Annotated in this window: 23 protein-coding genes and 1 riboswitch; of the genes, 13 read left to right on the top strand and 10 right to left on the bottom strand. The window is 61.5% G+C overall.

Translation table 11 applies throughout. The features are described from left to right. The first annotated feature begins 83 nt into the window (after window positions 1-83). Entirely contained in the window at window positions 84-767 is a 684-nt protein-coding gene (locus QRN54_RS07565; RefSeq protein WP_058039043.1) for an excalibur calcium-binding domain-containing protein, read from the top strand. Window positions 768-800: 33 nt separating this feature from the next. Next, window positions 801-1,421, top strand: coding sequence for a pentapeptide repeat-containing protein (locus QRN54_RS07570; protein WP_003940770.1), 621 nt, complete (start codon window positions 801-803; stop codon window positions 1,419-1,421). A gap of 6 nt (window positions 1,422-1,427) precedes the next feature. Here QRN54_RS07570 and QRN54_RS07575 read toward each other — a convergent pair whose 3' ends face one another. Beyond that, a complete protein-coding gene (locus tag QRN54_RS07575) occupies window positions 1,428-1,703 on the bottom strand; it encodes a DUF1905 domain-containing protein (protein WP_007727403.1) in 276 nt (91 codons plus the stop codon). A gap of 32 nt (window positions 1,704-1,735) precedes the next feature. Beyond that, window positions 1,736-2,248: a GNAT family N-acetyltransferase gene (locus tag QRN54_RS07580; protein WP_063836256.1), complete on the bottom strand. Its 513-nt coding sequence runs from the start codon at window positions 2,246-2,248 to the stop codon at window positions 1,736-1,738. Window positions 2,249-2,279: 31 nt separating this feature from the next. Between QRN54_RS07580 and QRN54_RS07585 the strand changes: the two genes are divergently transcribed. Beyond that, the gene (locus QRN54_RS07585) at window positions 2,280-3,137 is read left to right on the top strand and encodes a bifunctional methylenetetrahydrofolate dehydrogenase/methenyltetrahydrofolate cyclohydrolase (RefSeq protein WP_007727401.1); all 858 of its coding nucleotides are present in this window, start codon (window positions 2,280-2,282) and stop codon (window positions 3,135-3,137) included. 5 nt (window positions 3,138-3,142) lie between these two features. Then, on the top strand, window positions 3,143-3,427 hold the full coding sequence (locus QRN54_RS07590; RefSeq protein WP_003940740.1) for a DUF3017 domain-containing protein: 285 nt from the start codon (window positions 3,143-3,145) through the stop codon (window positions 3,425-3,427). Window positions 3,428-3,432: 5 nt separating this feature from the next. On the opposite strand, the gene QRN54_RS07595 is transcribed toward QRN54_RS07590, so the two are convergent. The 4 genes from QRN54_RS07595 to QRN54_RS07610 all read right to left on the bottom strand — a co-directional run bounded on the left by QRN54_RS07595 (window position 3,433) and on the right by QRN54_RS07610 (window position 8,414). Further along, entirely contained in the window at window positions 3,433-4,008 is a 576-nt protein-coding gene (locus QRN54_RS07595) for a hypothetical protein (protein ID WP_165638218.1), read from the bottom strand. After that, the gene (locus QRN54_RS07600; protein WP_285181815.1) at window positions 4,008-5,837 is read right to left on the bottom strand and encodes a DEAD/DEAH box helicase; all 1,830 of its coding nucleotides are present in this window, start codon (window positions 5,835-5,837) and stop codon (window positions 4,008-4,010) included. Before QRN54_RS07600 ends, QRN54_RS07595 begins: the two co-directional genes overlap by 1 nt. 118 nt (window positions 5,838-5,955) lie before the next feature. Further along, a complete protein-coding gene (gene metX / locus QRN54_RS07605; protein ID WP_083057711.1) occupies window positions 5,956-7,092 on the bottom strand; it encodes a homoserine O-acetyltransferase MetX in 1,137 nt (378 codons plus the stop codon). Then, on the bottom strand, window positions 7,089-8,414 hold the full coding sequence (locus tag QRN54_RS07610) for a bifunctional o-acetylhomoserine/o-acetylserine sulfhydrylase (protein ID WP_285181816.1): 1,326 nt from the start codon (window positions 8,412-8,414) through the stop codon (window positions 7,089-7,091). Before QRN54_RS07610 ends, metX begins: the two co-directional genes overlap by 4 nt. Before the next feature lie 143 nt (window positions 8,415-8,557). Next, window positions 8,558-8,698, bottom strand: a riboswitch (SAM riboswitch). Window positions 8,699-9,003: 305 nt separating this feature from the next. On the opposite strand from QRN54_RS07610, the gene QRN54_RS07615 reads away from it, so the two are divergent. The 7 genes from QRN54_RS07615 to yhjD all read left to right on the top strand — a co-directional run bounded on the left by QRN54_RS07615 (window position 9,004) and on the right by yhjD (window position 15,649). Continuing rightward, on the top strand, window positions 9,004-10,227 hold the full coding sequence (locus tag QRN54_RS07615) for an NADP-dependent isocitrate dehydrogenase (protein WP_003940772.1): 1,224 nt from the start codon (window positions 9,004-9,006) through the stop codon (window positions 10,225-10,227). Between the two features lie 130 nt (window positions 10,228-10,357). Further along, the gene (locus tag QRN54_RS07620) at window positions 10,358-11,566 is read left to right on the top strand and encodes an MFS transporter (protein ID WP_371714359.1); all 1,209 of its coding nucleotides are present in this window, start codon (window positions 10,358-10,360) and stop codon (window positions 11,564-11,566) included. Window positions 11,567-11,602: 36 nt separating this feature from the next. Then, window positions 11,603-12,448 carry an exodeoxyribonuclease III gene (locus QRN54_RS07625; protein ID WP_285181870.1) on the top strand — a complete coding sequence of 282 codons (846 nt, stop codon included), beginning with the start codon at window positions 11,603-11,605 and terminating at the stop codon, window positions 12,446-12,448. Window positions 12,449-12,474: 26 nt separating this feature from the next. Beyond that, window positions 12,475-13,008 carry a guanyl-specific ribonuclease gene (locus tag QRN54_RS07630; RefSeq protein WP_073512455.1) on the top strand — a complete coding sequence of 178 codons (534 nt, stop codon included), beginning with the start codon at window positions 12,475-12,477 and terminating at the stop codon, window positions 13,006-13,008. After that, window positions 13,008-13,502: a barstar family protein gene (locus tag QRN54_RS07635; protein ID WP_030535081.1), complete on the top strand. Its 495-nt coding sequence runs from the start codon at window positions 13,008-13,010 to the stop codon at window positions 13,500-13,502. The genes QRN54_RS07630 and QRN54_RS07635 overlap by 1 nt, the downstream gene beginning before the upstream one ends. A gap of 26 nt (window positions 13,503-13,528) precedes the next feature. Further along, complete coding sequence (trpS, locus tag QRN54_RS07640) at window positions 13,529-14,563, top strand: tryptophan--tRNA ligase (RefSeq protein WP_003941025.1); 1,035 nt, start codon at window positions 13,529-13,531, stop codon at window positions 14,561-14,563. A gap of 51 nt (window positions 14,564-14,614) precedes the next feature. After that, entirely contained in the window at window positions 14,615-15,649 is a 1,035-nt protein-coding gene (gene yhjD, locus QRN54_RS07645) for an inner membrane protein YhjD (RefSeq protein ID WP_285181817.1), read from the top strand. A 402-nt stretch (window positions 15,650-16,051) separates the two neighbouring features. Here the strand turns inward: yhjD and QRN54_RS07650 are convergent, their stop codons facing one another. Both QRN54_RS07650 and QRN54_RS07655 read right to left on the bottom strand, forming a co-directional pair. Next, entirely contained in the window at window positions 16,052-17,995 is a 1,944-nt protein-coding gene (locus QRN54_RS07650) for an AAA family ATPase (protein WP_285181818.1), read from the bottom strand. Between the two features lie 252 nt (window positions 17,996-18,247). Next, window positions 18,248-19,558, bottom strand: coding sequence for a D-alanyl-D-alanine carboxypeptidase family protein (locus tag QRN54_RS07655; RefSeq protein WP_285181819.1), 1,311 nt, complete (start codon window positions 19,556-19,558; stop codon window positions 18,248-18,250). Window positions 19,559-19,661: 103 nt separating this feature from the next. Here QRN54_RS07655 and QRN54_RS07660 point away from each other — a divergent pair, with 103 nt between their 5' ends. Both QRN54_RS07660 and QRN54_RS07665 read left to right on the top strand, forming a co-directional pair. Further along, complete coding sequence (locus tag QRN54_RS07660; RefSeq protein WP_285181820.1) at window positions 19,662-20,060, top strand: Rv0361 family membrane protein; 399 nt, start codon at window positions 19,662-19,664, stop codon at window positions 20,058-20,060. Between the two features lie 121 nt (window positions 20,061-20,181). Beyond that, window positions 20,182-20,754 carry a dihydrofolate reductase family protein gene (locus QRN54_RS07665; RefSeq protein ID WP_007727376.1) on the top strand — a complete coding sequence of 191 codons (573 nt, stop codon included), beginning with the start codon at window positions 20,182-20,184 and terminating at the stop codon, window positions 20,752-20,754. A gap of 62 nt (window positions 20,755-20,816) precedes the next feature. Here QRN54_RS07665 and QRN54_RS07670 read toward each other — a convergent pair whose 3' ends face one another. Beyond that, window positions 20,817-22,322 (bottom strand): CoA-acylating methylmalonate-semialdehyde dehydrogenase, encoded by a 1,506-nt coding sequence (locus QRN54_RS07670; RefSeq protein WP_285181821.1) that lies wholly within the window; start codon window positions 22,320-22,322, stop codon window positions 20,817-20,819. Continuing rightward, the gene (locus tag QRN54_RS07675; RefSeq protein WP_285181822.1) at window positions 22,309-23,232 is read right to left on the bottom strand and encodes a sugar phosphate isomerase/epimerase family protein; all 924 of its coding nucleotides are present in this window, start codon (window positions 23,230-23,232) and stop codon (window positions 22,309-22,311) included. The genes QRN54_RS07670 and QRN54_RS07675 overlap by 14 nt, the downstream gene beginning before the upstream one ends. Window positions 23,233-23,234 lie beyond the last annotated feature (2 nt).

Here is a 23,234-nt window from a genome sequence, read left to right on the forward strand (position 1 = left end):
TAGGTAAGTGTGGGCGATTTGGTAACAAACCGGCCAGTCCGTGCGAATCTATTTCCGGCACTCTTCGCAGAACGGACATTTTGATGAACCCTCCCGCCGGTTGGAACCCCGACCCCTTCGACCCCACGATCGACCGTTACTGGGACGGTCAGCAGTGGACCGCGCAGACACGGCCCAAGGGCGTCGACGCACCCACTCAGGCTTTCGGCACTCCCACGCAGGTCTTCGGCGCACCCGGATCGGCGGCGCCGGACACTAACGCCGAGGAAGGCAAGACGCGGCGTAAGTGGCCGTGGATCGCCGGCGCGGCAGTCGTGGGGCTGGTTGCCATCGCCGCGGCGACGGGAGCGGGCAAGTCGGAAGAATCGACGACGCCTGCTGCGACCTCTTCGGCGACAGCTGCAGCGACGACAACCAAGAGCACTGTCCCGTCGACGACAAAGACCACAACGTCGTCCGCCCCGCCGACCACGACTACCGCGACGACGCTGCCGACCACGACAACCACCGTGGCAATCGTGCCGCTGGTGCCTCAGGTTCCGGAGACCACGACAACGCCGTACGTTCCGCCCGCTCCGGCGTACACGCCCCCGAAGACAACGGAACCCGCCTACGTTCCGCCGCCGGCCAAGGTGCCTGACGCGGGGGTGTATTACGCCAACTGTGCAGCCGTGCGAGCGGCCGGTGCTGCCCCGATCTACCGCGGCGATCCCGGCTATTCGTCCAAGCTTGATCGTGACGGTGACGGCGTGGCCTGCGAGACCTAGGCGATCGAACCGGTGTCGGTGCGGCGGGGCAGTATGGACGGCATGCTCCCCGAAGAATCCGACGATGTCGTCGGCGAAGACTATTCAGACGCGCGGCTGGCCGGGCAGAAGTGGCGTCAGCGCACTTTCACCAACTGCAATTTCCGAGACGCCGACCTCACCGGACTCACGACGGAGTCGGTGGTGTTCACGGATTGTGATTTCACCGGCACCGATCTGGGGGAGTCCGTGCACACGGGAACTGCGTTCCGCTCGTGCAATTTTGCCCGGACCAGCCTGTGGCACAGCACGTTCCGAAACTGCAGTCTGCTCGGGTCGACGTTCGACGGTTGCCGCATCCGGCCGTTGACGCTCGACGAAGTCGACTTCTCGTTGACCTCACTCGGCGGGGCGGACCTGAGAAAGATCGACTTCACCTCGTGCCGCTTCCGTGAAGCGAACCTGGTTCGGGCCGACATGCGGGGCGCGGTGCTGGCGTCCGCGGATCTGTCCGGTGCTCGCACGGGTGGACTCAAACTCGAAGGTGCAGACCTGCGCGGTGCGCGGATCGATCCGAGCCTGTGGACGTCCGCGTCGGTCGGAAACGCGCAGATCGAGTTGATGCAGGCGGTGGCGTACGCGTCGGCGCACGGTCTTGTCGTCGACATGAAGTAGCAGCGCCTAGCTCTCCAAGCGCTCCTCGAGGCGCACCGTCACCAGCTCGCCGGTCTCCTTGCCGATGGCTTTGCGAAGATCGGCTTTGACCGGCAGCTTGTGGTTACCGTCTCCCAACGCCATGAACGAACTCTGGAACGGATGTCCGTCGATCGTCCCGCGTACCTTGACCAGGCCGCGGGTGCCGAAGAACTCGGCGGACTCCGGCCAGATCACATAAGTCCACCCGCCCTTGGCGTCGCTCTTCTGCAGGGTGGCCGTGAATTCCTTGTCCAGCAACATGATGTCGGTCCTTTCGAACTCGTCCCAGTCGATCAGCGGATGAATTCCCGTGCGAGCAGATCCATCAGCAGTCCGTCCTTCCACACACCATGGCGATCTCGCGAATACTCGCGCATCACCCCGACGTCTTTGAACCCCACCGATCGGTAGCACGCGATGGCGACGGAGTTGTCGACCTCCGGGTCGATGACCAGACGGTGGAATGCGAGGTCGTCGATCAGGTGGGCACACAGCACGCGAATCGATTCGCGACCGAACCCTCGGCCGTGGAAGTCGGGATCGAGGAACAAGTCGAGCCCGGCGTGGCGGAAGTCGGGGTTGTCCTCCGCCTCATACCACTGGATGAAGCCGATCAGGTGGTCGCCGTGGAAGATGCTGTAGCGCGTGGTGCCAGCCTCCGGCGCTGCAGGCCAGTCGTCGTCGGGATTTTGCCACCAGTGCACGACGTCCGGGTGCAGGTGAATTGCCCGCAGACGGGCGTGATGATCGGGCGCGACGGGGGAGAGGAGCACCCTCGGGCCGCGTAGTTCCGGAGCCGTTGTCACTCATCGACCCTAACCTGGAACAATGGTCGCCGTGACTGCAACGATCCTCGACGGCAAAGCTACCCGCGACGAAATCTTCGAAGACCTGAAGGTGCGGGTGAGCGCTCTGAAGGCAGAGGGCATCACACCCGGCTTGGGCACCATCCTGGTGGGCGACGACCCCGGATCCGCGGCTTACGTGCGCGGCAAGCACAACGACTGCGCCAAGGTCGGTATCAATTCTTTGCGACGCGACCTGCCTGCCGACATCACGCAGGAGCAGCTCAACGCGACGATCGACGAGCTCAATGCCAATCCCGAGTGCACCGGCTACATCGTGCAGTTGCCGCTTCCCAAGCACCTTGACGAGAACGCAGCCCTCGAGCGCATCGACCCCGACAAGGACGCCGACGGCTTGCACCCGGTCAACCTCGGTCGACTGGTGTTGGGCAAGGAAGCCCCGCTGCCGTGCACCCCGCGTGGAATCCTGCATCTCCTGCGCCGCTACGAGGTCCCTATTGCAGGCGCACACGTGGTGGTAGTCGGACGAGGCGTCACAGTCGGTCGCCCGATCGGATTGCTGCTGACGCGTCGTAGCGAGAACGCGACGGTCACGCTCTGCCACACCGGTACCCGCGATCTCGCGGCCGAGGTTCGCCGCGCCGACATCATCGTCGCTGCCGCAGGCGTTCCCGGCCTCATCACCGCAGACATGGTCAAGCCCGGGGCAGCGGTCCTCGACGTCGGCGTCAGTCGCACCGACGACGGCCTGCGCGGCGACGTCGCAGCCGACGTCAACGAGGTCGCCGGCTTCGTCTCACCCAATCCCGGTGGTGTCGGACCGCTGACCCGCGCGTTCCTGATCACCAACGTGGTCGAGCGCGCCGAGCGGGTTCTGGCCGGAGTCTGAGTCCGATGTCCTCACTGGTCGGCCTCGCGAAGAAGAATCTGCCCATGCTCGCGGTCCTCGCCGTGATTGCGGCGGCCGTGGTTCTCGTGCTGGCCGACCGGTGGCGTCGCGGCGCCCTCGTCTTCGGTGTTGCCGTCATCATCGGAGCTGCCGCTCGGTGGTTCGTTCCCGAGAACCGTGTGGGGTTGCTCGCGGTGCGTGGAAGGGTCTTCGACACCGCGGCGATGGGCGTTATGGGTGTGCTGATCGCGACGCTCGCCCTGACCATCGATCCGCTCGGTACCGACTGAGAAGATCAGCCCCCGTAGAACGAGCGAATATCGATATCACTCAAAGGGATCCACTCCGGTGAATGTGCGGATGTCGACTTCTTTCCAGCCTTGACCGGTGCACTCCGTAACGTCACCGCAAGTGCAGGTTCCTCGTCGATTCGCCCGGCGAGGGCGTAGATCGCGGCGAGATGGTGAACGCACGGCGAGCGTCTACCTGAGCAGTCGCAGCTGGCAGTGCACTCCGAAAGATCAACGGCTACTGCGATATTTCGAGCCTGCAGTTCGGTGACGATGCTGTCCGGCAGTTCGCCGGTGGAGACGGATCTGTTCGCCTTTCCAGCCGAACGGAGAAGGCTCTTCACTGCAGCGATCTCGGATTTGGTCCAGAGCGGGACACCAATCGTCACTGACGAAGTTTTTGCCTTGGTGCTCACCTCGGCGACGACGGTCCCCGACGAGACGACGGAGAACTCCACGGAACCGTTGCGTGCCAGGGTGCGAGCCGTCGGCAGGGACGGGTTCGGACCGGACGCCGCGGTCCGCTCCACCGTGCGCAGCCACGCTCGACCCCAAGCGGTGACGCCGAATTCGTTGGCCATCAGATGATCACCGCGCCGTCGAGTTCGAGAAGTTCACGCAGTTCGGTGTCGGGGAGATCGGCCAGCGCGGCCTCGACGTTCCCGGAGACAGCATCGGCCACAACTCGTTTGGACTCGTGCATCGCTGCTATGTGATCCTCCACGGTACCGCCCGTCACCAAGGTGTGGACGTTGACGGTGCGTTTCTGGCCGATGCGGTGTGCCCGGTCGGTTGCTTGATCCTCGACGGCTGGGTTCCACCACCGGTCGTAGTGCACGACATGACTTGCGCGCGTGAGGTTGAGGCCGAAGCCGGCGGCGCGCAAGCTCAGAATCAGAACCGGTGGTGAATCCGTCTCGTTCTGGAACGCGTCGACCATCGCGTCTCGTTTGTCGGTGTTCAGGCCGCCGTGGAGGAAAGGCACGGCGCCGATTCCCAGTTCGGCTCCCAGGTGTCGCGAGAGCATCTCGCCCATCGTCCGGTATTGCGTGAATATCAGCGCGCGATCGCCGTCGTCGACGATCTCGGCGATCATTTCCGTTGCGCGGTCGAGCTTTCCGGATCTTCCGTAGAGGTCGTCCGTATCGCCGGTGACCTGCGCCGGGTGATTGCATACCTGCTTGAGAGTGGTCAGAAGCGCAAGGATGTTGCCACGCCGGGCAATTCCCGTGCCCAATCCGGAGTCGAACGCATCGGCAACTGCCGACCGGTAGATGCGCGCCTGTTCCGACGTCAGAGTGCACGAGACCGTGGAGAACTGTTTGGGCGGAAGATCCTTGGCCACTATGTCTTTGGTTCTGCGCAGAATGAAAGGATCGATCACCGCGGCAAGTCTGGTCGCCGCGGTGGCCGATCGACCGGATTCGATCGGGACGGCAAAGCGTTGACGAAACCGTGCGCGAGTTCCGAGGACGTCGGGGTTGGCGACGCGAAAGAGTGACCACAATTCTTCGAGGCGGTTCTCCACCGGCGTGCCGGTCATCGCTACCTTGACGTCCGCCGACAACTGCATTGCTGCTTTCGCGGCGAGGGAAGCGGGGTTCTTGATCTGTTGCGCCTCGTCGAAGACCACTGAACTCCAATGAACCGGGGCCAATTGGGCTGCGTCGGAACGCAAGACGCTGTAGCTGGTCAGAACCGTAGTGCCGGCGGGGATACGAGTGGGAAGTGCACGGGCGGCCCCGTGATGAACGTGCAGTGGCAGATGCGGAGCGAATCGCTCGATCTCGCGGCGCCAGTTTCCTATGACCGAGGTGGGACACACAACCAGATGCGGACCGTCGTCGGCGCGGATCGCGATCATCGAAATCGCTTGCAGTGTCTTACCCAAACCCATCTCGTCGGCCAAGATCCCACCACCCGAACCCGACAGAGCCGTCAGCCAGGCAACTCCCTGCATTTGATACGGGCGCAGAGTCGCCTGAATCTTTGCTCGGCGAAGACTCTCGATGGCCGCGCGCGCTTCCGTGAACAACCGCACCGTGGACGCGGCGCTTCGGATCTTCGTGTCGTCGCGCTCGATCGCGGCATGCGCTGCGGTCGGAATGTCATGTGCGCCGGTGTCGATGACGCGCTTCCATGCGAGCAGCGACGATCCGAGGTCGCCGCGACCAGCATCGAGGTTGTGGAAGGCGTCGATCGCGGTGGTGAGGTCGAGCAGTTGCGCTTCGACGTCGGTTGCTGTGATCGACTCGTCGACCGGGATCGCAAGCCTGCACACGCCCGGCGACCCGGTCGGCATCCCCAGTGCCGACAGCCGCGTTGCCGGGTCTGCGTCACCCCAGAACGCGAAGGACATGTGCTCGGGAATGTACGTAGCCTGCAGGCGCGTCGAGCATGGCTGATTCACGTTCGCCGATGCTAGCCGCGCCGGCTCACGTTCGCCAATGAGAATGTCGGGAAAACCCGCAGATCAGCTGTGGTTTTCCCGACATTGACGAATCCTGAAAACGTGGCTCTGTGCCGAATCAGCGAGCCGTACGCGCGAACTCCATCGTTCGGCGAAGCAGTCCGGCGACGGCGTCCGCCTCCGTCAGGAAGCCGTCGTGGCCGTCCTTGGACTTGAGAATCTCGAGGCCGCTGCACGTGGAAATTCCGTCGGCGATCTCCTCCTGCAAGCGAAGGGGATACAGCCGATCCGAGTCGACGCCGCCCACCACGACCGGTGCCGTGATCGATGCCAACGCCGCCGCAACACCGCCGCGTCCACGACCGATGTCGTGCCGGTTCATGGCCTCGGTCAGGAGGACGTACGTGCTCGGGTCGAAGCGGTCGACCAGCTTGTCTGCCTGATGTTCCAGGTAACTCTGTACGGCGTATCGTCCACCGTTCCAAGGATTTTCGTCGTTCTGAGCGGAGTTCTCGAAGCGTGCGTCAAGTTCGGCCTCGGTGCGGTACGTGAGGTGCGCGATGCGACGGGCGATGCCGAGTCCGGCGCGAGGTGCCCGCCCCGTTCCGTGGTAGTCACCGCCCTGCCAATCCGGATCGGAGACGATGGCAGCGATCTGCGTCGTCTGGGTGCCGATCTGATCTGCAGTGGCCCGTGAACCGGTTGCGAGAACCAACGCGGAGCGAATGCCGTCCGGGTAGGTAACTGCCCATTCGAGGGTGCGCATGCCCCCCATGGATCCGCCGACTACCGAGGCCAACTGGTCGATCCCGAGGAGATCGACGAGCTTCTTCTCCGCCGCGATCTGATCCCGGATGGAGATCTCCGGGAACCTGCTGCCCCACGGCTTGCCGTCGTCGGCCGGCGAACTGGGACCGGTCGTGCCGCGACAACCACCGAGGACATTGGTTGCGATGACGCACCATTCGCCGGTGTCGATCGGTTCGCCGGGGCCGACCATCCCGTTCCACCAGCCGGGGGAGGGCTGATTCGCGGAGATCGGTCCGGTGACGTGTGAGTCTCCGGTCAGTGCGTGCTCGACGAGTACGACGTTGTCGCGGTTCGGGGAAAGCTCACCCCACCGCTGAACGGCGAGCGAAACCGATGGGATTGCCGCGCCGCTCTCGAGTTCCAAGGCACCGATGTCGACGAACCCCACCTGGCCGTCGGGTGGGGGCAGGAGGTCGATCCTGGGCTCCAATTCGTTCACGGTCACGAGTTTGCCACCGCTGCCAGGCCGACGGTGAGATCGGCGAGGATGTCGTCGATTCCTTCGATGCCGACCGCGAGGCGGACGAGCCCGGGGGTGACACCGGAGGCGAGCTGCTCTTCGGGGGTGAGCTGCGAGTGTGTCGTCGAGGCGGGGTGGATGACGAGTGAGCGAACGTCACCGATGTTGGCGACGTGGCTGTGCAGCGTCAGGGCGTTGACGAACGTCTTGCCCGCATCGATACCGCCGGGCAGCTCGAAGGTGACGATTGCGCCGGTTCCCTTGGGCGTCAGCTGCTTTCCACGTTCGAACCATGGCGAGGAGGGAAGTCCCGCGTAGGAAACGGAGGCGACCTCGACGTGACCGTCGAGGAATTCGGCGACCTTCTGTGCATTGGATACGTGGCGCTCGATGCGCAGGCTCAAGGTTTCGATACCCTGCGCGATGAGGAACGCGTTGAACGGCGCCACGGCGGAACCGAGATCGCGCAGCAGTTGGACGCGGGCCTTGAGTGCGAACGCCGGCGCGCCGAGGTCCGCGAAGGTGACGCCGTGGTAGCTGGGATCAGGCGTCGTGAAGTTCGTGTGGCGACCCTGCGTCCAGTCGAAAGTGCCACCGTCGACGATGACGCCGGCGATCGCGGTGCCGTGTCCACCAAGGTATTTGGTGGCGGAGTGAACGACGATGTCGGCGCCGTGTTCGAGTGGGCGAAGCAGGTACGGCGTCGCGACTGTGTTGTCCACGATCAACGGAAGACCGTTCTCGTGGGCCAGTGACGAGATACCGGGTAGGTCGAGGATGTGGTTCTTCGGATTGGCGATCGTTTCGCCGTAGAACGCCTTCGTGTTCGGGCGAATGGCTTCGCGCCACTGCTCGAGATTGTCGGGATCCTCGACGAACGTGACTTCGATGCCCAGCTTACGAAGGGTGTAATGCAGGAGGTTGTACGTGCCGCCGTACAGGTACGGGCTGGAGACGATGTGGTCGCCGGCCTCGGCGATGTTGAGGATCGCGATGGTCTCGGCGGCCTGACCCGAGGAGAGGAGGAGTGCGGCGACTCCGCCTTCGAGGGCAGCGATGCGCTGCTCGACGGCGTCCTGTGTGGGATTCATGATCCGCGTGTAGATGTTGCCCGGCTCGGCGAGGCCGAACAGTGCCGCAGCGTGATCGGTGCTGTCGAAGACGTAGCTGGTGGTCTGGTAGATCGGCAGAGCGCGCGCGTTGGTGGCGGTGTCCGCTGTGTGTCCGGCGTGCACCTGCTTGGTCTCGAACGACCAGTTCGCGGTCGGATCCGAAGTTGCTGCGGCGTCGGCTGTGTTGTCGGTCATGATTTGTTCACTCCAGTGGTCTGACGGATAGATGTCGGACGGGGGCGAATGATCGCCGCCCCGTGCTGGGGTCTATCTACAAGTGCGACACATACTGAAATACCTCCGTGGGGCTCGGCCCGGTCTGGGGTCCGTCCCTGTCGGACCCGCGCTTGTCACCCGAATTGCGGTGGAACTGCGCGAGCAGATCCACGTCGGGAAACCTGGTCATCACCCGGGGCACCCCACCGCGGTTGGAGGGTTGCCGTCCAGCGAGCCGGGGCTTGACGCTGGCACTCATGACCAAGTCGGATTCTACCGGGAAGTGAGCGCAGTCCTGACACGGGGCGAAATGTGAGCCGCAACCGCACGCGAGGCAGGGCGACGCAGCCCACTAGCAGGCAAAAGTTACTCGCGAGTAGAGACCGATGAGTGGACCTGCCGGTTGCGGCCTCACGGGTTAGCAGTACGCTTGTCTTGTTTGGGACTCATCTCCCGAGATCAGTCCACACCGTCTAGGTTTGATAATCGAACCGTTCGCGGACCCACTCACAAAGTGTGACCGCAACCGTGTAACCAGGGAAACTTCCTAGGAGGACGCGAAGCACCCATGTCCAAAATCAAGGTTGAGGGCACCGTCGTCGAACTCGACGGCGATGAGATGACGCGCATTATCTGGCAGTTCATCAAAGACAAGTTGATCCATCCGTATCTCGATGTGAACCTCGAGTACTACGACCTCGGTATCGAGTACCGCGACGAGACCGACGACCAGGTCACCATCGACGCAGCGCACGCGATCCAGAAGCACGGCGTCGGCGTCAAATGCGCCACGATCACGCCGGACGAGGCACGTGTCGAGGAATTCGGTCTCAAGAAGATGTGGCGTTCCCCGAACGGAACGATCCGCAACATTCTCGGCGGCACGATCTTCCGCGCACCGATCATCATCTCCAATGTTCCGCGACTCGTTCCGGGCTGGACCAAGCCGATCATCATCGGCCGTCACGCATTCGGCGACCAGTACCGCGCCACAGACTTCAAGGTCCCCGGCCCCGGCAAGGTGATGATCACCTACACGCCTGAGGACGGCAGCGCACCGATCGAGCACGAACTGGTCAACTTCCCCGAAGAGGGCGGCGTCGTCCAGGGGCAGTACAACTTCACCACGTCCATCCGTGACTTCGCTCGCGCGTCGCTCACCTACGGACTGCAGCAGAACTACCCGGTGTACCTGTCCACCAAGAACACCATTCTCAAGGCGTACGACGGTGCCTTCAAGGACATCTTCCAGCACGTCTACGAGACCGAGTTCAAGGCTGAGTTCGATGCTGCAGGTCTGACCTACGAGCACCGCCTCATCGACGACATGGTCGCTTCCGCACTCAAGTGGGAGGGCGGATACGTCTGGGCATGCAAGAACTACGACGGCGACGTCCAGTCCGACACCGTGGCCCAGGGCTTCGGCTCGCTCGGCCTCATGACGTCGGTTCTGCTGACACCGGACGGAAAGACCTGTGAGGCAGAGGCTGCTCACGGCACCGTGACGCGTCACTACCGTCAGCACCAGCAGGGCAAGCCCACCTCGACCAACCCGATCGCGTCCATCTTCGCGTGGACCCGCGGGCTCGAGCATCGTGGCAAGCTCGACAGCACCCCTGAGGTCATCGGCTTCGCGCAGGCGCTCGAAGACGTTGTCATCAAGACCGTCGAAAGCGGCCAGATGACCAAGGACCTCTCGATGCTGGTCGGCGGCGATCAGGGCTACCTGACCACCGAGGAGTTCCTCGGCGCGCTCGACGTGAACCTGCAGAAGGCCATGGCCGCGAAGTAGATTCACCGCTTCACCTGTCGAATGGGACGTCTGGGAAACCGGGCGTCCCATTTGTGTTCACGGTCTCACGTGAGTGAACTCACCCGCTCTCACTTGGAAGTTCAACCAGGTGTGAGACCACAATTGATCAGTGACTTCGTCTACCCTCTCCCGTTCTGACACCTCGACACCCGGGGTTCGTTCCGCCAGAGGTCCGGCGATGCTCGCTCTCGCTCTCGGTGGTTTCGGTATCGGCACAACCGAGTTCGTCGCCATGGGGTTGCTCCCGGAAATGGCATCCGGACTCGGCGTCTCGGAACCCGTCGCGGGTCACGTGATCTCGGCATACGCGCTCGGGGTTGTCGTCGGCGCTCCGCTGATCGCTGCACTCACCGCACGAGTACCGCGCCGCACCCTGTTGATCGCACTCATGGTCGCGTTCACCGTCGGCAATGCCGCCTCGGTTTTCGCGCCCTCGTACACGACGCTGATGATGGCCCGCTTCGTCGCCGGATTGCCGCACGGCGCGTATTTCGGAGTCGCCGCTCTGGTCGCAGCTCACCTGGCCGAACCGGGAAAACGCGCGAAGGCCGTCGCCATGGTGATGATGGGTCTTTCCGTGGCCAACGTGATCGGGGTACCGGTCGCGGCCTGGATCGGCCAGGCACTCGGCTGGCGCAGCGCCTTCGCCTTGGTTGCGGTGATCGGAGTGGCAACGGTTGCTTCGCTGTTCGTCTGGATTCCGCGGTTGGACGGCATGCCGGTGACGAATCCGATCACCGAACTCGGGGCACTGGGCCGCGTTCAGGTGTGGATGACCCTGATCGTGGGCATGGTCGGATTCGGCGGGATGTTTGCCGTCTACACCTACATCAGTACGACTCTCACCGACGTGTCCGGGCTTGGCGCTTCGTTCATTCCCCTCGCACTCATGCTGTACGGACTGGGCATGGTGGCTGGCAACTTCGTCGGTGGATACCTCGCGGATCGCGCACTGATGAAGGGCTTGTTCCTGTCGATGGGATCCCTCGTTGTGATCCTCGCGGTCTTCGTGATCGCCGTGCGCAATCCGTACACGGCACTGATCTTCGTCTTCCTCATCGGGCTCGCCGGGTCGTCGATGGTGCCTGGCCTCCAGACACGGTTGATGGATGTCGCCGAGGATGCTCAGACCTTGGCCGCGTCTCTCAATCACGCCGCACTCAACATCGCCAACGCCTTCGGAGCGTGGATCGGCGGCGTCGTCATCGCAGCCGGTTACGGGTACACCGCGCCGGCAGCGGTGGGGTCGTTGCTGGCCGTCGCGGGTCTCGTCGTGCTGGCGGTAGCGGTGATTCTGCAGCGTAGGGCCGCGCGCTGACCTGGGCGCCCATCCGCGTCGGTGGAATCGGCTACGGTGCTTGCCGTGCCACAAACTGCTGACTCCCACATTCTTGCGCCCCACACCATCACGTCCGTGAACGTCAACGGCGTTCGAGCAGCTGCCCGCAAGGGCATGCTCGACTGGCTGGAGAAGACGTCGGCGGATTTCATCTGCCTTCAGGAAACGCGTGCGTCGGACGATCAGCTTCGCGAGACTCTCGAACCAGCGCTCGGCAACGGATGGTTCCTCGTCTCCGCCGAGCCGTCCGCGAAGGGACGCAACGGAGTCGCGGTGCTCTCACGCACGGAACCTGACGCGGTGCGGATCGGTCACGGGGACGACGAGTTTCTCGACGCCGGTCGATACATCGAAGCCGACTTCGCCGATCTGACCGTCGCGAGCCTGTACCTGCCCTCCGGTGAGGCGCTCACGCCGAAGCAGGAGGAGAAGGAGCGGTTCATGGCGTCCTTAGCAGTTCACCTCGCTACCACCGCTGCGGCGGCCGAGGCTGCCGATCGTCACGTGGTGGTCAGCGGCGATTGGAACATCGCGCACACCGAACTCGACCTCAAGAACTGGAAGACCAACAAGAAGTCTTCGGGATTCCTCCCCGAGGAGCGCGCCTGGATGGATCTGCTGTTCGCCGAAGATTCCGCGTGGGTGGACGTCTTCCGCGCCCTCCATCCGGGTGTCGACGGCCCGTACTCGTGGTGGTCGTACCGCGGAAAGGCATTCGACAACGATTCGGGTTGGCGTATCGATTACCAGGTTGCCACTCGCGGATACGCCGAGCGGGCCAAGGTCGCGCTCGTGGAACGCGCTGAGTCCTACGACCTCCGTTGGTCGGATCATGCGCCTGTCACCGTCTCGTACCGATAGAGACGCGTATGTCTGAAGGTCTGAAAATGCCGAGCGCAAAGACGCGCAACGCCATCATCACCGTCGTGGTGGCGGTGGTTGCGCTCGTGCTGGCGGTCACCCTTTCTTCACGTGACTCCGACAGTTCGGCGTCGTCGGTGACGAAGTCCTCGAGTGCCCAGTCCTCGAGTGTTCAAGCCAAGCCTGGCGCCACCACCAAGGCTGCGCCGTCGAGTTCCGCGCCGTCGAGTTCCGTGCCCTCGAGCTCCGCTGTCAAGACAACGCAGCAGACGAACAGCGATGCGCCGGCGCGAGTGCTCGCCACGCTGGTGGAGATCGACGCCGGGAGGTGGCCGGATTCCGCCAATGCGCCGGGCACCAAGGGCGGCATCACCTTCCGCAACAGCGAAGGACGTCTACCCGCTGTCGGTGCCGGTGGCGGACGTGTCGTCTATCAGGAATGGGACGTGAACCCGAAGAAGAACGGCCAAGGACGCGACGCCGAGCGAATCGTCACCGGCAACGACGGTTCGGCGTGGTACACCCTCGATCACTACGACACGTTTGTGAGGATTCGCTGATGTCCGATTCGTCTACGGTCAGCGTGGCGCAGTGGCTGGATCCGTCTTCGGATGTGGCTTCGGTGGCGCTGCAGAGCGACCCGGCCGTTGCAGATGATCTTGCACGTCAACTCCGTGCCGAGAATTTTGTCGTTCGGGTGGTTCGCGGAGAGAACATGCGGACAACGGCGCAGGTCTTCGACGAGTTTGCGGCAGCCTTCCAGTTTCCGTCCCACTTCGGGCGAAATAAAGACGCTTTCGACGATGTCATGCGCGATCTCGACGACGTCCTCGGACTCGGCGCCGGATATGTAGTTGTGGTCCGAGGCGCGGGTTCTCTACTGTCCGAGCAACAGGATCAGTTGGAGTGGTTCTGCGAAACGATGGACTTCTACGCCGAAGAATGGGAACCCGTCGTTTTCCGGACCGTCTACCAGTTCGGTGCGGAGGACCTCACCGCCCACGGTGAAGACCTCGTCGAACTCGACTACCCGGGCACCACGCCACTGCACTGATTTCCACTCGTGAAAAGATCGGAACCATGTCGACCCCTGCAGAACAGAAGCCCACCGCAAAGCCTCGCGTGCTTTCCGGAATCCAGCCGACGTCGGATTCTTTCCACCTCGGCAACTACCTGGGTGCGCTGCAGCAGTGGGTTCCGTTGCAGGACGATTTCGACGCTTTCTACTTCATTCCGGATCTTCACGCCATCACGGTGACGCAGGACCCGAAGGAATTGCGTCGTCGCACCAAGGTTGCGGTCGCTCAGCTCCTTGCGGTGGGGATCGATCCGGATCGGGCGACGCTGTTCGTGCAGAGTCAGGTTCCCGAGCACGCACAGTTGGCGTGGGTCCTGAACTGCATCACCGGTTTCGGTGAAGCCAGCCGTATGACGCAGTTCAAGGACAAGTCCGCCAAGCAAGGCAGCGACAACGCCAGTGTCGGCTTGTTCACGTATCCGGTTCTGATGGCCGCGGACATCCTTCTGTACCGCCCGCAGCGAGTCCCCGTGGGTGAGGATCAGCGTCAGCACCTCGAACTCGCACGCGATCTGGCCGGACGGTTCAACACCCGCTACGGCAAGGCGTTCGTCGTTCCCGAGCCGCAGATCATCAAGGGCACGGCAAAGATCTACGACCTGCAGGATCCGACCGCGAAGATGAGCAAGTCCGCTGCCAGTGCGGCCGGACTGATCAATCTGCTCGACGATCCGAAGGTGTCGGCGAAGAAGATCAAGTCGGCCGTCACCGACAACGAGCGCGAGATTCGTTTCGACCCGCAGGCCAAGCCGGGCGTCAGCAACCTGCTCACCATTCAGTCGGCTCTCTCGGGAGTACCGATCGAGACTCTGGTGGCCGGTTACGAGGGCAAGGGGTACGGCGACCTCAAGACCGATACCGCTGACGTGCTGACCGAGTTCGTCACCCCACTCAAGGCGAAGGTCGACGGTTACCTTGCCGACGAGGCAGAGCTGGATCGCATCATCGCGGCTGGAGCGCACCGCGCCCGTGAGGTGTCTTCACGCACTCTCGCCGCTGTCTATGACAAGGTCGGATTCCTGGCACCGAAGGGCTGACTTACGCGAATTCGGACTCACGACGCCTGACCGAACATGAGGGGGACGGCAATGGCTGACACGGACGACGACGCACCGAGCTTTCTCGAGAAGCAACGGGCAGCGCGACCCTGGCTCGATCATCTGGTTCGCGCGGCCGGACGGTTTCAAGAGCAAAAAGGCGACTATTACGCTGCTGGTATCACGTACTTCAGCGTTCTCGCGTTGATTCCGATCATGATGGTCGCGTTTGCAGTGGCCGGTTTCGTATTGGCCGGGCATCCCGAGTACCTGGAGTCGATTCAGGAGCAGATCACCAAGAGCATTCCGGGCAGCTTGGGTGACACCATCAACACGCTGATCGATTCGGCCATCGACTCGCGCGCGAGCGTCGGAATCTTCGGTCTCCTGGGTGCCGCGTACGCGGGTCTCGGTTGGATGGCAAACGTTCGCGACGCGCTGACGGCGATGTGGGAGAGCAAGCGCGAGCCGAAGGGTTTCGTACGTACCAAACTTGGTGACGCGGGGGCCCTCGTCGGTCTGGCTCTCGCCATGGTCGTCTCACTGGGAATGTCGGCGCTGAGCAGTGGGCCGGTTGCGACTCAGATCGTGAAATGGCTCAACCTCGAGAACATCACCGGTGTCGGCGTGGGGCTCAGAGTCATTTCACTGTTGCTCTCACTCCTGGCGACGTGGGCGGTGTTCCTGTGGGTGATCGCCCGGCTGCCGCGCGAGCCTGTCACGCTGCGTAGCGCTGCGCAGGCAGCGCTTATCGCCGCAGTTGTGTTCGAGATCTTCAAGCAGGTGGGTGCGATCTACCTCGCTGCCGTCACCAACGGACCAGCGGGCGTGGCATTCGGTCCGATCATCGGTTTGCTCGTGTTCGTGTTCACGGCGTCACGGATGCTGCTGTTCTGCACGGCGTGGGCGGCGACGACCAAGGAAAGTATGGCCCTGGCGTTCGTTCCGCCGCCGGATCCCGCCGTGATCTCGCCGCGAATCGTTGTCAGTGACGGTGCTTCACCGTCTCGCGTGGCTGCGCTGATCGCCACGGGTGCGGTTGCCGGCCTGGGTCTTTCGGGCTTCCTGCGTCGTCGGCCGCGCTAGCGCCGTCGACGGTTGAGGGCGACTGCTCCAATGCAGAAGTCGTTACTACCTTGTTTACGTCGTCCTACTGCGTCGCCCGCGGACCGTCATTCGGAGTTCACATGCGGCGCGAATATGCGGCCAGTGGTCTGCAGATTTCGCCTTGGCTGCTCGCTGATGGCGTTCGGTAGTGGGGTTACGCTGCCATGAAGTCGTTCTCTCCGGTCTATCGATGCGTTTTCTGTTCACGATTTCGTGATATTCGCTCGCGGTCGAAGCGTCAAACTCAGGCGCCGAAACGCTCAACCGCTAGACAGCTTCGTCGGCGCCCGATAATTGAGCGAGGTTTCGCCTCCTTTTGAAAACCATTTGATATGCGTCAGTCCTGGGAGATAATCCAACCTATGGACTGATTTCGCATTCTTATCGGGAATTCATTTCGGTTTTGATTCCAAGGATATTTCGAACTTCGCTATCGAGGGTTGCAAGCGCCTCGCGACCTTCGTGGCTCACTTTGGCGGAATCTGATTCAACTAACAAGTTGGCGAATGCAACCTTTGATGGGAACTTCATTCCTAACCCTTCGGCCCACTTCTGAATAACATTCGGCCACGCTAGTCCATCGATACGGGGAAGGGGTGGAAGTTCCGGAACGGAGAATCCCGTATTGCAGATCGATAGCAGGTGACGCATTCGTTCGCGGTACAGCGCTGGCTCGATGACATTCTCCAGTGTGGTCGCTCCAATCACTGCGATGCGGTTCTTGTCGACTCCGCCGCTAATTAGATTGGCTCTTAATCGCATTCCTCCCTCGTCCCCGTCGACAACGTACGCTACGCGTGCGCCTTCGAGGTCAAGTTCCTTGTACATCGAATGAGGGGTCTCGGAGAGACCGGGTGCTACCTGATATTCAAGATCATTTGCGCCAATGGCATTTCTTATAAGAGAGGGTAGAAGAATCATTTCCGACGCGCCTTCCGCGAGAACGACAAATCGCGCGGGTGTAAAGGCCGCCGCGCCAGCTCCCATCGCCAGCATCAGCGGCGAGAATCCCGCAGCTCCATGCCAGAAGCTATTGTGGATTTCACTAATAGAGGGTTGATCTCGTTTAGGGAGAACTGCGCGGACACTAGATCCAAGGTCGGGAGGAAGGCAAGCTGGAGAGTGAGTAGTATAGATGATTTTGGCTGCTTGCTTCTGCTTCATGAAAGTGTTTACGAGATCTGCCTGCGCATCGTAGTGAAGATGTGTTTCCGCTTCGTCAATGAGTAATATTGGCGGCGCATTGATCTCCCGCGTTGCTAGAAATGCTGACAATGCGACGAACATCCTTAGACCAGCACTTCTTTCGTCGAAAACCGTGACTTGTTCGTTGTCGTCGACAATAAGTATGTGAAGTACATGATTCTGAACATCGAATTCAACGGTTAAGTTTGATTGATACCACGAATCCGTATACCTTCTCTTCAATTCATTGTTTGCCAGTCGTAGCTGCGTTTGTATCAGCCCTGTCCTTCCGGCTGTGATGTTTTCCCATAAAGATTCGATATCGAGGCCCGCCAGATTTGCAAGGTTCTGCAGGGGTGGAGGAACTTCCTGCATCAAGGAATCGTCCAGCGCATAGTTAGACGAAATGGTTCTGCTTTCGTCGTCGAAGAATACGAAATTTGGTGATCTGCTCCAAAGGATCTTGCGTGCATCACTTATCGGGCTCTTCGTCTTGTGCCATAAGAGTAATTCCTGCAACGCGCGTAACACCCTTAGGGGAAGCGCTTTTTCGTTCTCAAGTTCCGTGCACAGCTCAATAAAGAGGTTTACTCTGTTGATTTCAAGCGACTCAACAACTTCATTATTTCGATGGATTTCTTCTAGGAAATTGGGCAGAAGATCTAAAGGTACGCTCTTTGGTTTTGATTCAGCAAGATTGCTCTGCCTTATGGAATCCAGCAATTTCTTTCCAGATTGTGAATTGAAGTATCTGCTGATAATTTCCCATGAGTCGTCTAGTTTCTTTCTGGATTTCTTCGGCGTAGGGATAATCATATTTTCAATATGACCATCCGCCCTTCTGGACAACACCATTCTCTTTGGTGGCGATTCAAGATTTAGATGTGAGACTGCTTCTTCGTCCTCGATGTCTAGCAAAAAATCAACCGTGACAACCTTCGTCTCATCGGTGAACTTCACTGATCGCGAACGGTATTTGGATGCTAGCTCTTCGGTTTCATCTAGATACCTTAGGGCTCGCAGGAGACTCGTTTTTCCGGCCTCGTTGGGTCCCACGATTGCAATTACTTTGCTGTCGAGGTTGATCTTCCCAGTTGCAATGCGTCCGTAACCATTTATGGTGGCACTAATGAGCCGCAAATCTCTCTCCTTTAGTTTGCGTCGAATTTCGAGATTACCATCCAGCGGCCGGTTAGGCGGAGTGATGGTCGCCGTCGTTTACATGGAGATCACGCCAGTTGCGGCGAACGAATCTGAATTAACACGCCAGCGCGCGAGGTGTCTGGCTTTTGAGGAAATCGAGGCCGAATGTGCAACTCGACGGTAGTTGCCAATAGCTACGGATGCGGTTGCCGGCTTGGGTCTTTCGGGCTTCCTGCGTCGTCGGCCGCGCTAGCGCCGTCGACGGTTGAGGGCGACTGCTCCCGCCACCAACGCGATCACCACCACGCCACCGACCGCTCCGATGAGGATGCGGTCAGTGGTGTCCGACTCGCTGTCGGTGGCGGTGGGTGCTGCCGAGATCGAGCCAGGTGCAGCGGCAGACGGTGTGCGAGTGACATCGGGACTGGAATCGTCGGTGGATCGGTCCGTCAACGAGCCGACGGTTGTGCTCGCTGGGAGTGCATATCCGTAGTCGAGTAGACGGGCAGCCTGCTCCCACGGACGGATCGGCTTGGCTTCGCCGCCCATCAATGTCACCAGTAGTTTCCGGCCGTTACGCTCCGCGCCACCCACATACGTGTGGCGGGCGTCGTCGGTGAAGCCGGTCTTGCCGCCCAATGCGCCGTCGTAGTTGTAGAGCAGCTGATTGTCGTTGGCGAGAGTGAATCCGGGGCGGTCCTGATCGTCGGGAATCGTCGGATCCTTGGGGAAGCCGGGAAATTCGACGGTCTCGGTATGGATCAGACCGGCAAACGTCGGATTCTGCAGGGCGGTATGGAAAATCACGGCCAGGTCGTACGGCGAGCTGCTCATCCCCGGGCCGTCGAGTCCGGATGGAGTTGCCGTGCGAGTGTCGAGGGCGCCGAGTTCGGCCGCGAGCGCGTTCATTTTCGACACGGCTGCAGCGTCACCGCCGAGTTGGCGGGCAAGAGCATGCGCGGCATCGTTTCCCGACGCCATGACCAGACCCTGCATCAGTTGCCGGTTGGTGTACTTGCCGCCCTTGCCGATGCCGACAGCGCTACCTTCAGCGTCCGCGTCTTCGGCCGTTGCGGTGATTTCGGTGTCGAGATCGAGTTCGTCGAGCGCGACAAGAGCCAAGAGCATCTTGATGGTGCTGGCCGGTCGGTAGCGACCGTGCGGATCTTTCGCGGCGAGGACCTCACCGGTTTCGGCGTCCGCGAGTACCCATCCGGATGCCGCGATATCCGCCGGGAGCGGGGGAGCGCCGTCAGGGAGTACAACACCGCACTCGCCGAGCTTGTCTCCACCGACAGGGCTTTCCGGAATCGGGACAGCAGTCGGGGCCGTAGATCCGGGCGCGGGTGCTTCGGAGAGATCGATCGCCGGTGCCGGGCTACTCGTGAAAGGGCAGCTGTCGGTGTTGGGTGTTGTGAACGGCGCTTCGGTGGTGGTGGGCGGCGGCGGGGCCGGTTGGGCGCCGGCCACTCCCGAGGTCCCTACGACACCGGTAAACGCAATGCTCCCTGAGAGCACTGTTCCGGCTACTGCCACTGCACACTTTCGACGCCACATCATCGATATACGAGGGTATGCGAACGTGAGGGAACGTCCGAATCGCCACGCAAGCAGAGGGATCGAAAACAGGCGATTCGGTTTGTACATCGGTCATAGTGGACGGATGAACTTCGCAGGCACGCGTGGACGCCAGACGCTCGCGGCAATGACGCTCGTTGGAGCATTGACCGCTGTCGTCGGATGTTCCGGCGATTCGGAACCGTCGGCCGAGAGCCAAATCTCTGCGGTCGTCGGTCAGGGTTTCGAATTCATGGCCGAAAGGGACTGGGAGGCAGTGGACAGCACTCAATGCAGTTCGATGCGCAGCGAGAGTCCGCGAGTCGAAGAGTCGCCGTTCGACGACGCACTTGCCAGTCTGAGGCTGGACGGAGTGGAGAACATCGTCGTGAACGGGGATTCGGCGACAGCCAACACTCGCCATTACAGCACCGAGGATCCGTCCGAGATGATGCGCGAAGACATCACGTTGATCAAGGAGAACGGTGCCTGGGTTGTGTGCTGACGTCTTTATGTGGTGACAATCGGAGATCGCCGCCGATGAGTTCCACCACCACTCAGAGTCTGTAACAGTGGGGTAGTCGGCTACTCGAATGGCGCACACGCACTGACGACAGGGGATCGGTATGGGCAAGATCGTGGTGACAGAATTCGTGTCCTTGGACATGGTGATGGAAGCTCCCGGTGGCGAACCGGGTTATGCGCACACTGGATGGGTCTTTCCGTACCAGGAGGGCGATCAGATGAAGTTCAAACTCGACGAAACCCTCGCCGCGGACGTCCTTCTACTCGGGCGGCGGACCTATGAGAGCTTCGCCGGTGCCTGGCCTGAGCGCGAAGACGACCAAGGCTTTGCGGACAAGATGAACGAGATGCCCAAGTACGTCGTCACGAGTTCGACCGAACCGCTCGAATGGAACAACTCGACGGCACTCGACGGTCCCATCGAGGAAGCCGTTCCGAAGCTGAAGGAGCAGATCGACGGCGAAATCCTGGTCGCGGGAAGTCGGACGCTCGTCCACGCGTTGTTGCTGGCCGGTCTGGTCGACGAGCTTCGTCTGATGGTCTTCCCGGTCATTCTCGGGTCCGGCGGGAGAGTGTTCCCCGAATCGGCCGACAAGATCGTCCTCGAGTTGAAGGACGATCGTCGGTACGAATCCGGAGTTCAAGTACTGACGTACCACCCCACGGTCACGTAGACCTCTCGAAAACATCTGTGGCCGAGACTCTTCGAGAGTCTCGGCCACAGATGTCTTGCCGGCTAACTGTTCTCGGGGAAGCCGAGGTTGATGCCGCCGTGGCTGGGGTCGAGCCAGCGACTGGTGACGGCTTTACCTCGCGTGAAGAAATGAACACCTTCTGTCCCGTGAGCGTGGGTGTCACCGAAGAGGCTGTTCTTCCAGCCGCCGAAGCTGTAGTAGGCCATGGGAACCGGGATGGGGACGTTGATGCCGATCATGCCGACCTCCACCTCGTTCTGGAAGCGTCGGGCAGCGCCGCCGTCGTTGGTGAAGATGGCGGTGCCGTTTCCGTACGGGTTGTTGTTGATCAGTTCGAGGGCTTGGTCGTAGGTATCGACACGCACGACGGAGAGGACAGGCCCGAAGATTTCGTCGGTGTAGATCGACATGTCGGTGGTGACGTGGTCGATGAGGGTGGGCCCGAGCCAGAAGCCGTCCGGTCCACCATCGGCCTGAACTGTGCGTCCGTCGACCACGATCGTGGCACCGTCCTTCTCCCCGGCATCGACATAGGACGCGACCTTGTCGCGATGGGCCTTGGTGACGAGCGGACCCATGTCGGAGTTCTTGGTGCCGTCACCGGTGACGAGGGTAGTGGTGCGTTCGACGATCTTGGCAACAAGTTCGTCGGCGATGTCGCCGACTGCGACCAGGGCGGAGATCGCCATGCATCGTTCGCCCGCGGAGCCGAATCCCGCGTTGACCATTGCGTCGGCGGCGAGGTCGAGGTCGGCGTCCGGCAGAACGATGGCGTGGTTCTTGGCGCCGCCGAGTGCTTGCACGCGTTTGCCGTTGGCGGTGCCGGTGGCATAGACGTACTGGGCGATGGGGGTGGATCCGACAAACGAAATCGCTTTGACTGCTTTGTTTTCCAGAAGTTCGTCGACGGCGAGCTTGTCACCTTGGAGGACGTTGAAGACGCCGGGGGGCAGACCGGCTTCGGCCCAGAGTTCGGCGAGCCAGATCGCCGCGGTGGGGTCCTTCTCCGAGGGCTTGAGAATCACGGTGTTCCCGGCGGCGATGGCGACCGGGAAGAACCACATGGGGACCATCGCGGGAAAGTTGAAGGGCGAGATGATGCCGACGGGGCCGAGGGGTTGGCGGATGGAGTAGACGTCGACCTTGGTCGATGCATTCTCGGTGTATCCGCCCTTGAGGAGATGCGGTATTCCGCAAGCGAATTCGACAACTTCCTGCCCGCGGCTGATTTCGCCGAGGGCGTCGGAGAGAACCTTGCCGTGCTCGGCTGTGATGATCTCGGCGAGTTCACCTTTGCGAGCATTGAGGAGTTCGCGGAAGCTGAACAGTACCTGTGTGCGCCGGGCCAGTGAGGTGTCACGCCAGGCGGGGAAGGCCGCCGCAGCCGCGTCGATGACAGCGCGGGCGTCCTCGAGGTTCGCCAGGGCCAGTCGGCCGGTGATCTGTCCGGTGGCGGGGTTGGTGACGGGGGCGGTGTCCTCGGACGTTCCGGCGAACGGCTTGCCGTCCAGCCAGTGCGCGATGACACGAGTATCAGTGCTGGTCATGGTATTTCCTAGTGGTCTGGTGACTCAGGAGTTCGGGGGAGGTGTACTTGGCGACGTAGTCGTTCATCGTCTCGCGCTGGTACCGGGAAACCTCGTGCGCGTTTTCGTTCTCGGCGAAGACGCTCGACACCATCACGGCGTTCTCACGTTCGTAGAAGCCGAGTTTGCCGAGACCGCCGAAGAATTCGTCCCAGTTGACGTCTCCGTCACCGATTTTGAGATGCTGATGCACTCGAACGGCATTGCCTGGCGGGTTGGTGATGTAGCGCAGTCCGTGGGAACGGTGATGATCCATGGTGTCCGCCACGTGAACGAGTCGGACCATGTCGCCGGCGGCCTCCATGATGGCGGGAAGGTCCCCACCCATGTGGAATTGGTGGCACGCCACGATCACCATGCCGAGGTTCTTGGAGTTCACACCACGGATCGTGCGGATCGCGGCTAGTCCGTCTTCGACAAAATCGTCCGGGTGGGGGTCGATCAGGACGTCGATTCCCTCGCGTTCGATGATCGGAACCAGTTCCTCCATCGAACGATAGAACGCACGCTCGGACTCTTCGGCCTTCTCGGGGCGGCCGGAGAATTCGGTGTTCATGACATTGACACCGAGATCGACCGTGATCTGGATGGCCCGCTTCCAGTAACGCACGGCTGCTTCGCGAGCGTCCTCGTCCGGGCCGGACCAGCGAAGGACCGGGAGTACCGACGCGATGCCGACTCCAGCACTCGCGCAAGCTTTCCGAAATTTGGCGACGAGCGCGTCGTCGGCTTTCGGGTGATTGAAGAACGGGATCATGTCGACGTGCGGTGTGAGCTGCAGGTACTCGTACCCGAGATCGGCAACAACCTGAGGAAGCTCGAGTAGTGAGTAATCGTGATGGAAAGGTGTGGGGTCGAGTGCGACCTTCATCG

This window comes from Rhodococcus sp. MEB032 (assembly GCF_030208925.1).
GTDB classification, from domain to species: Bacteria; Actinomycetota; Actinomycetes; order Mycobacteriales; family Mycobacteriaceae; genus Rhodococcus_F; species Rhodococcus_F qingshengii.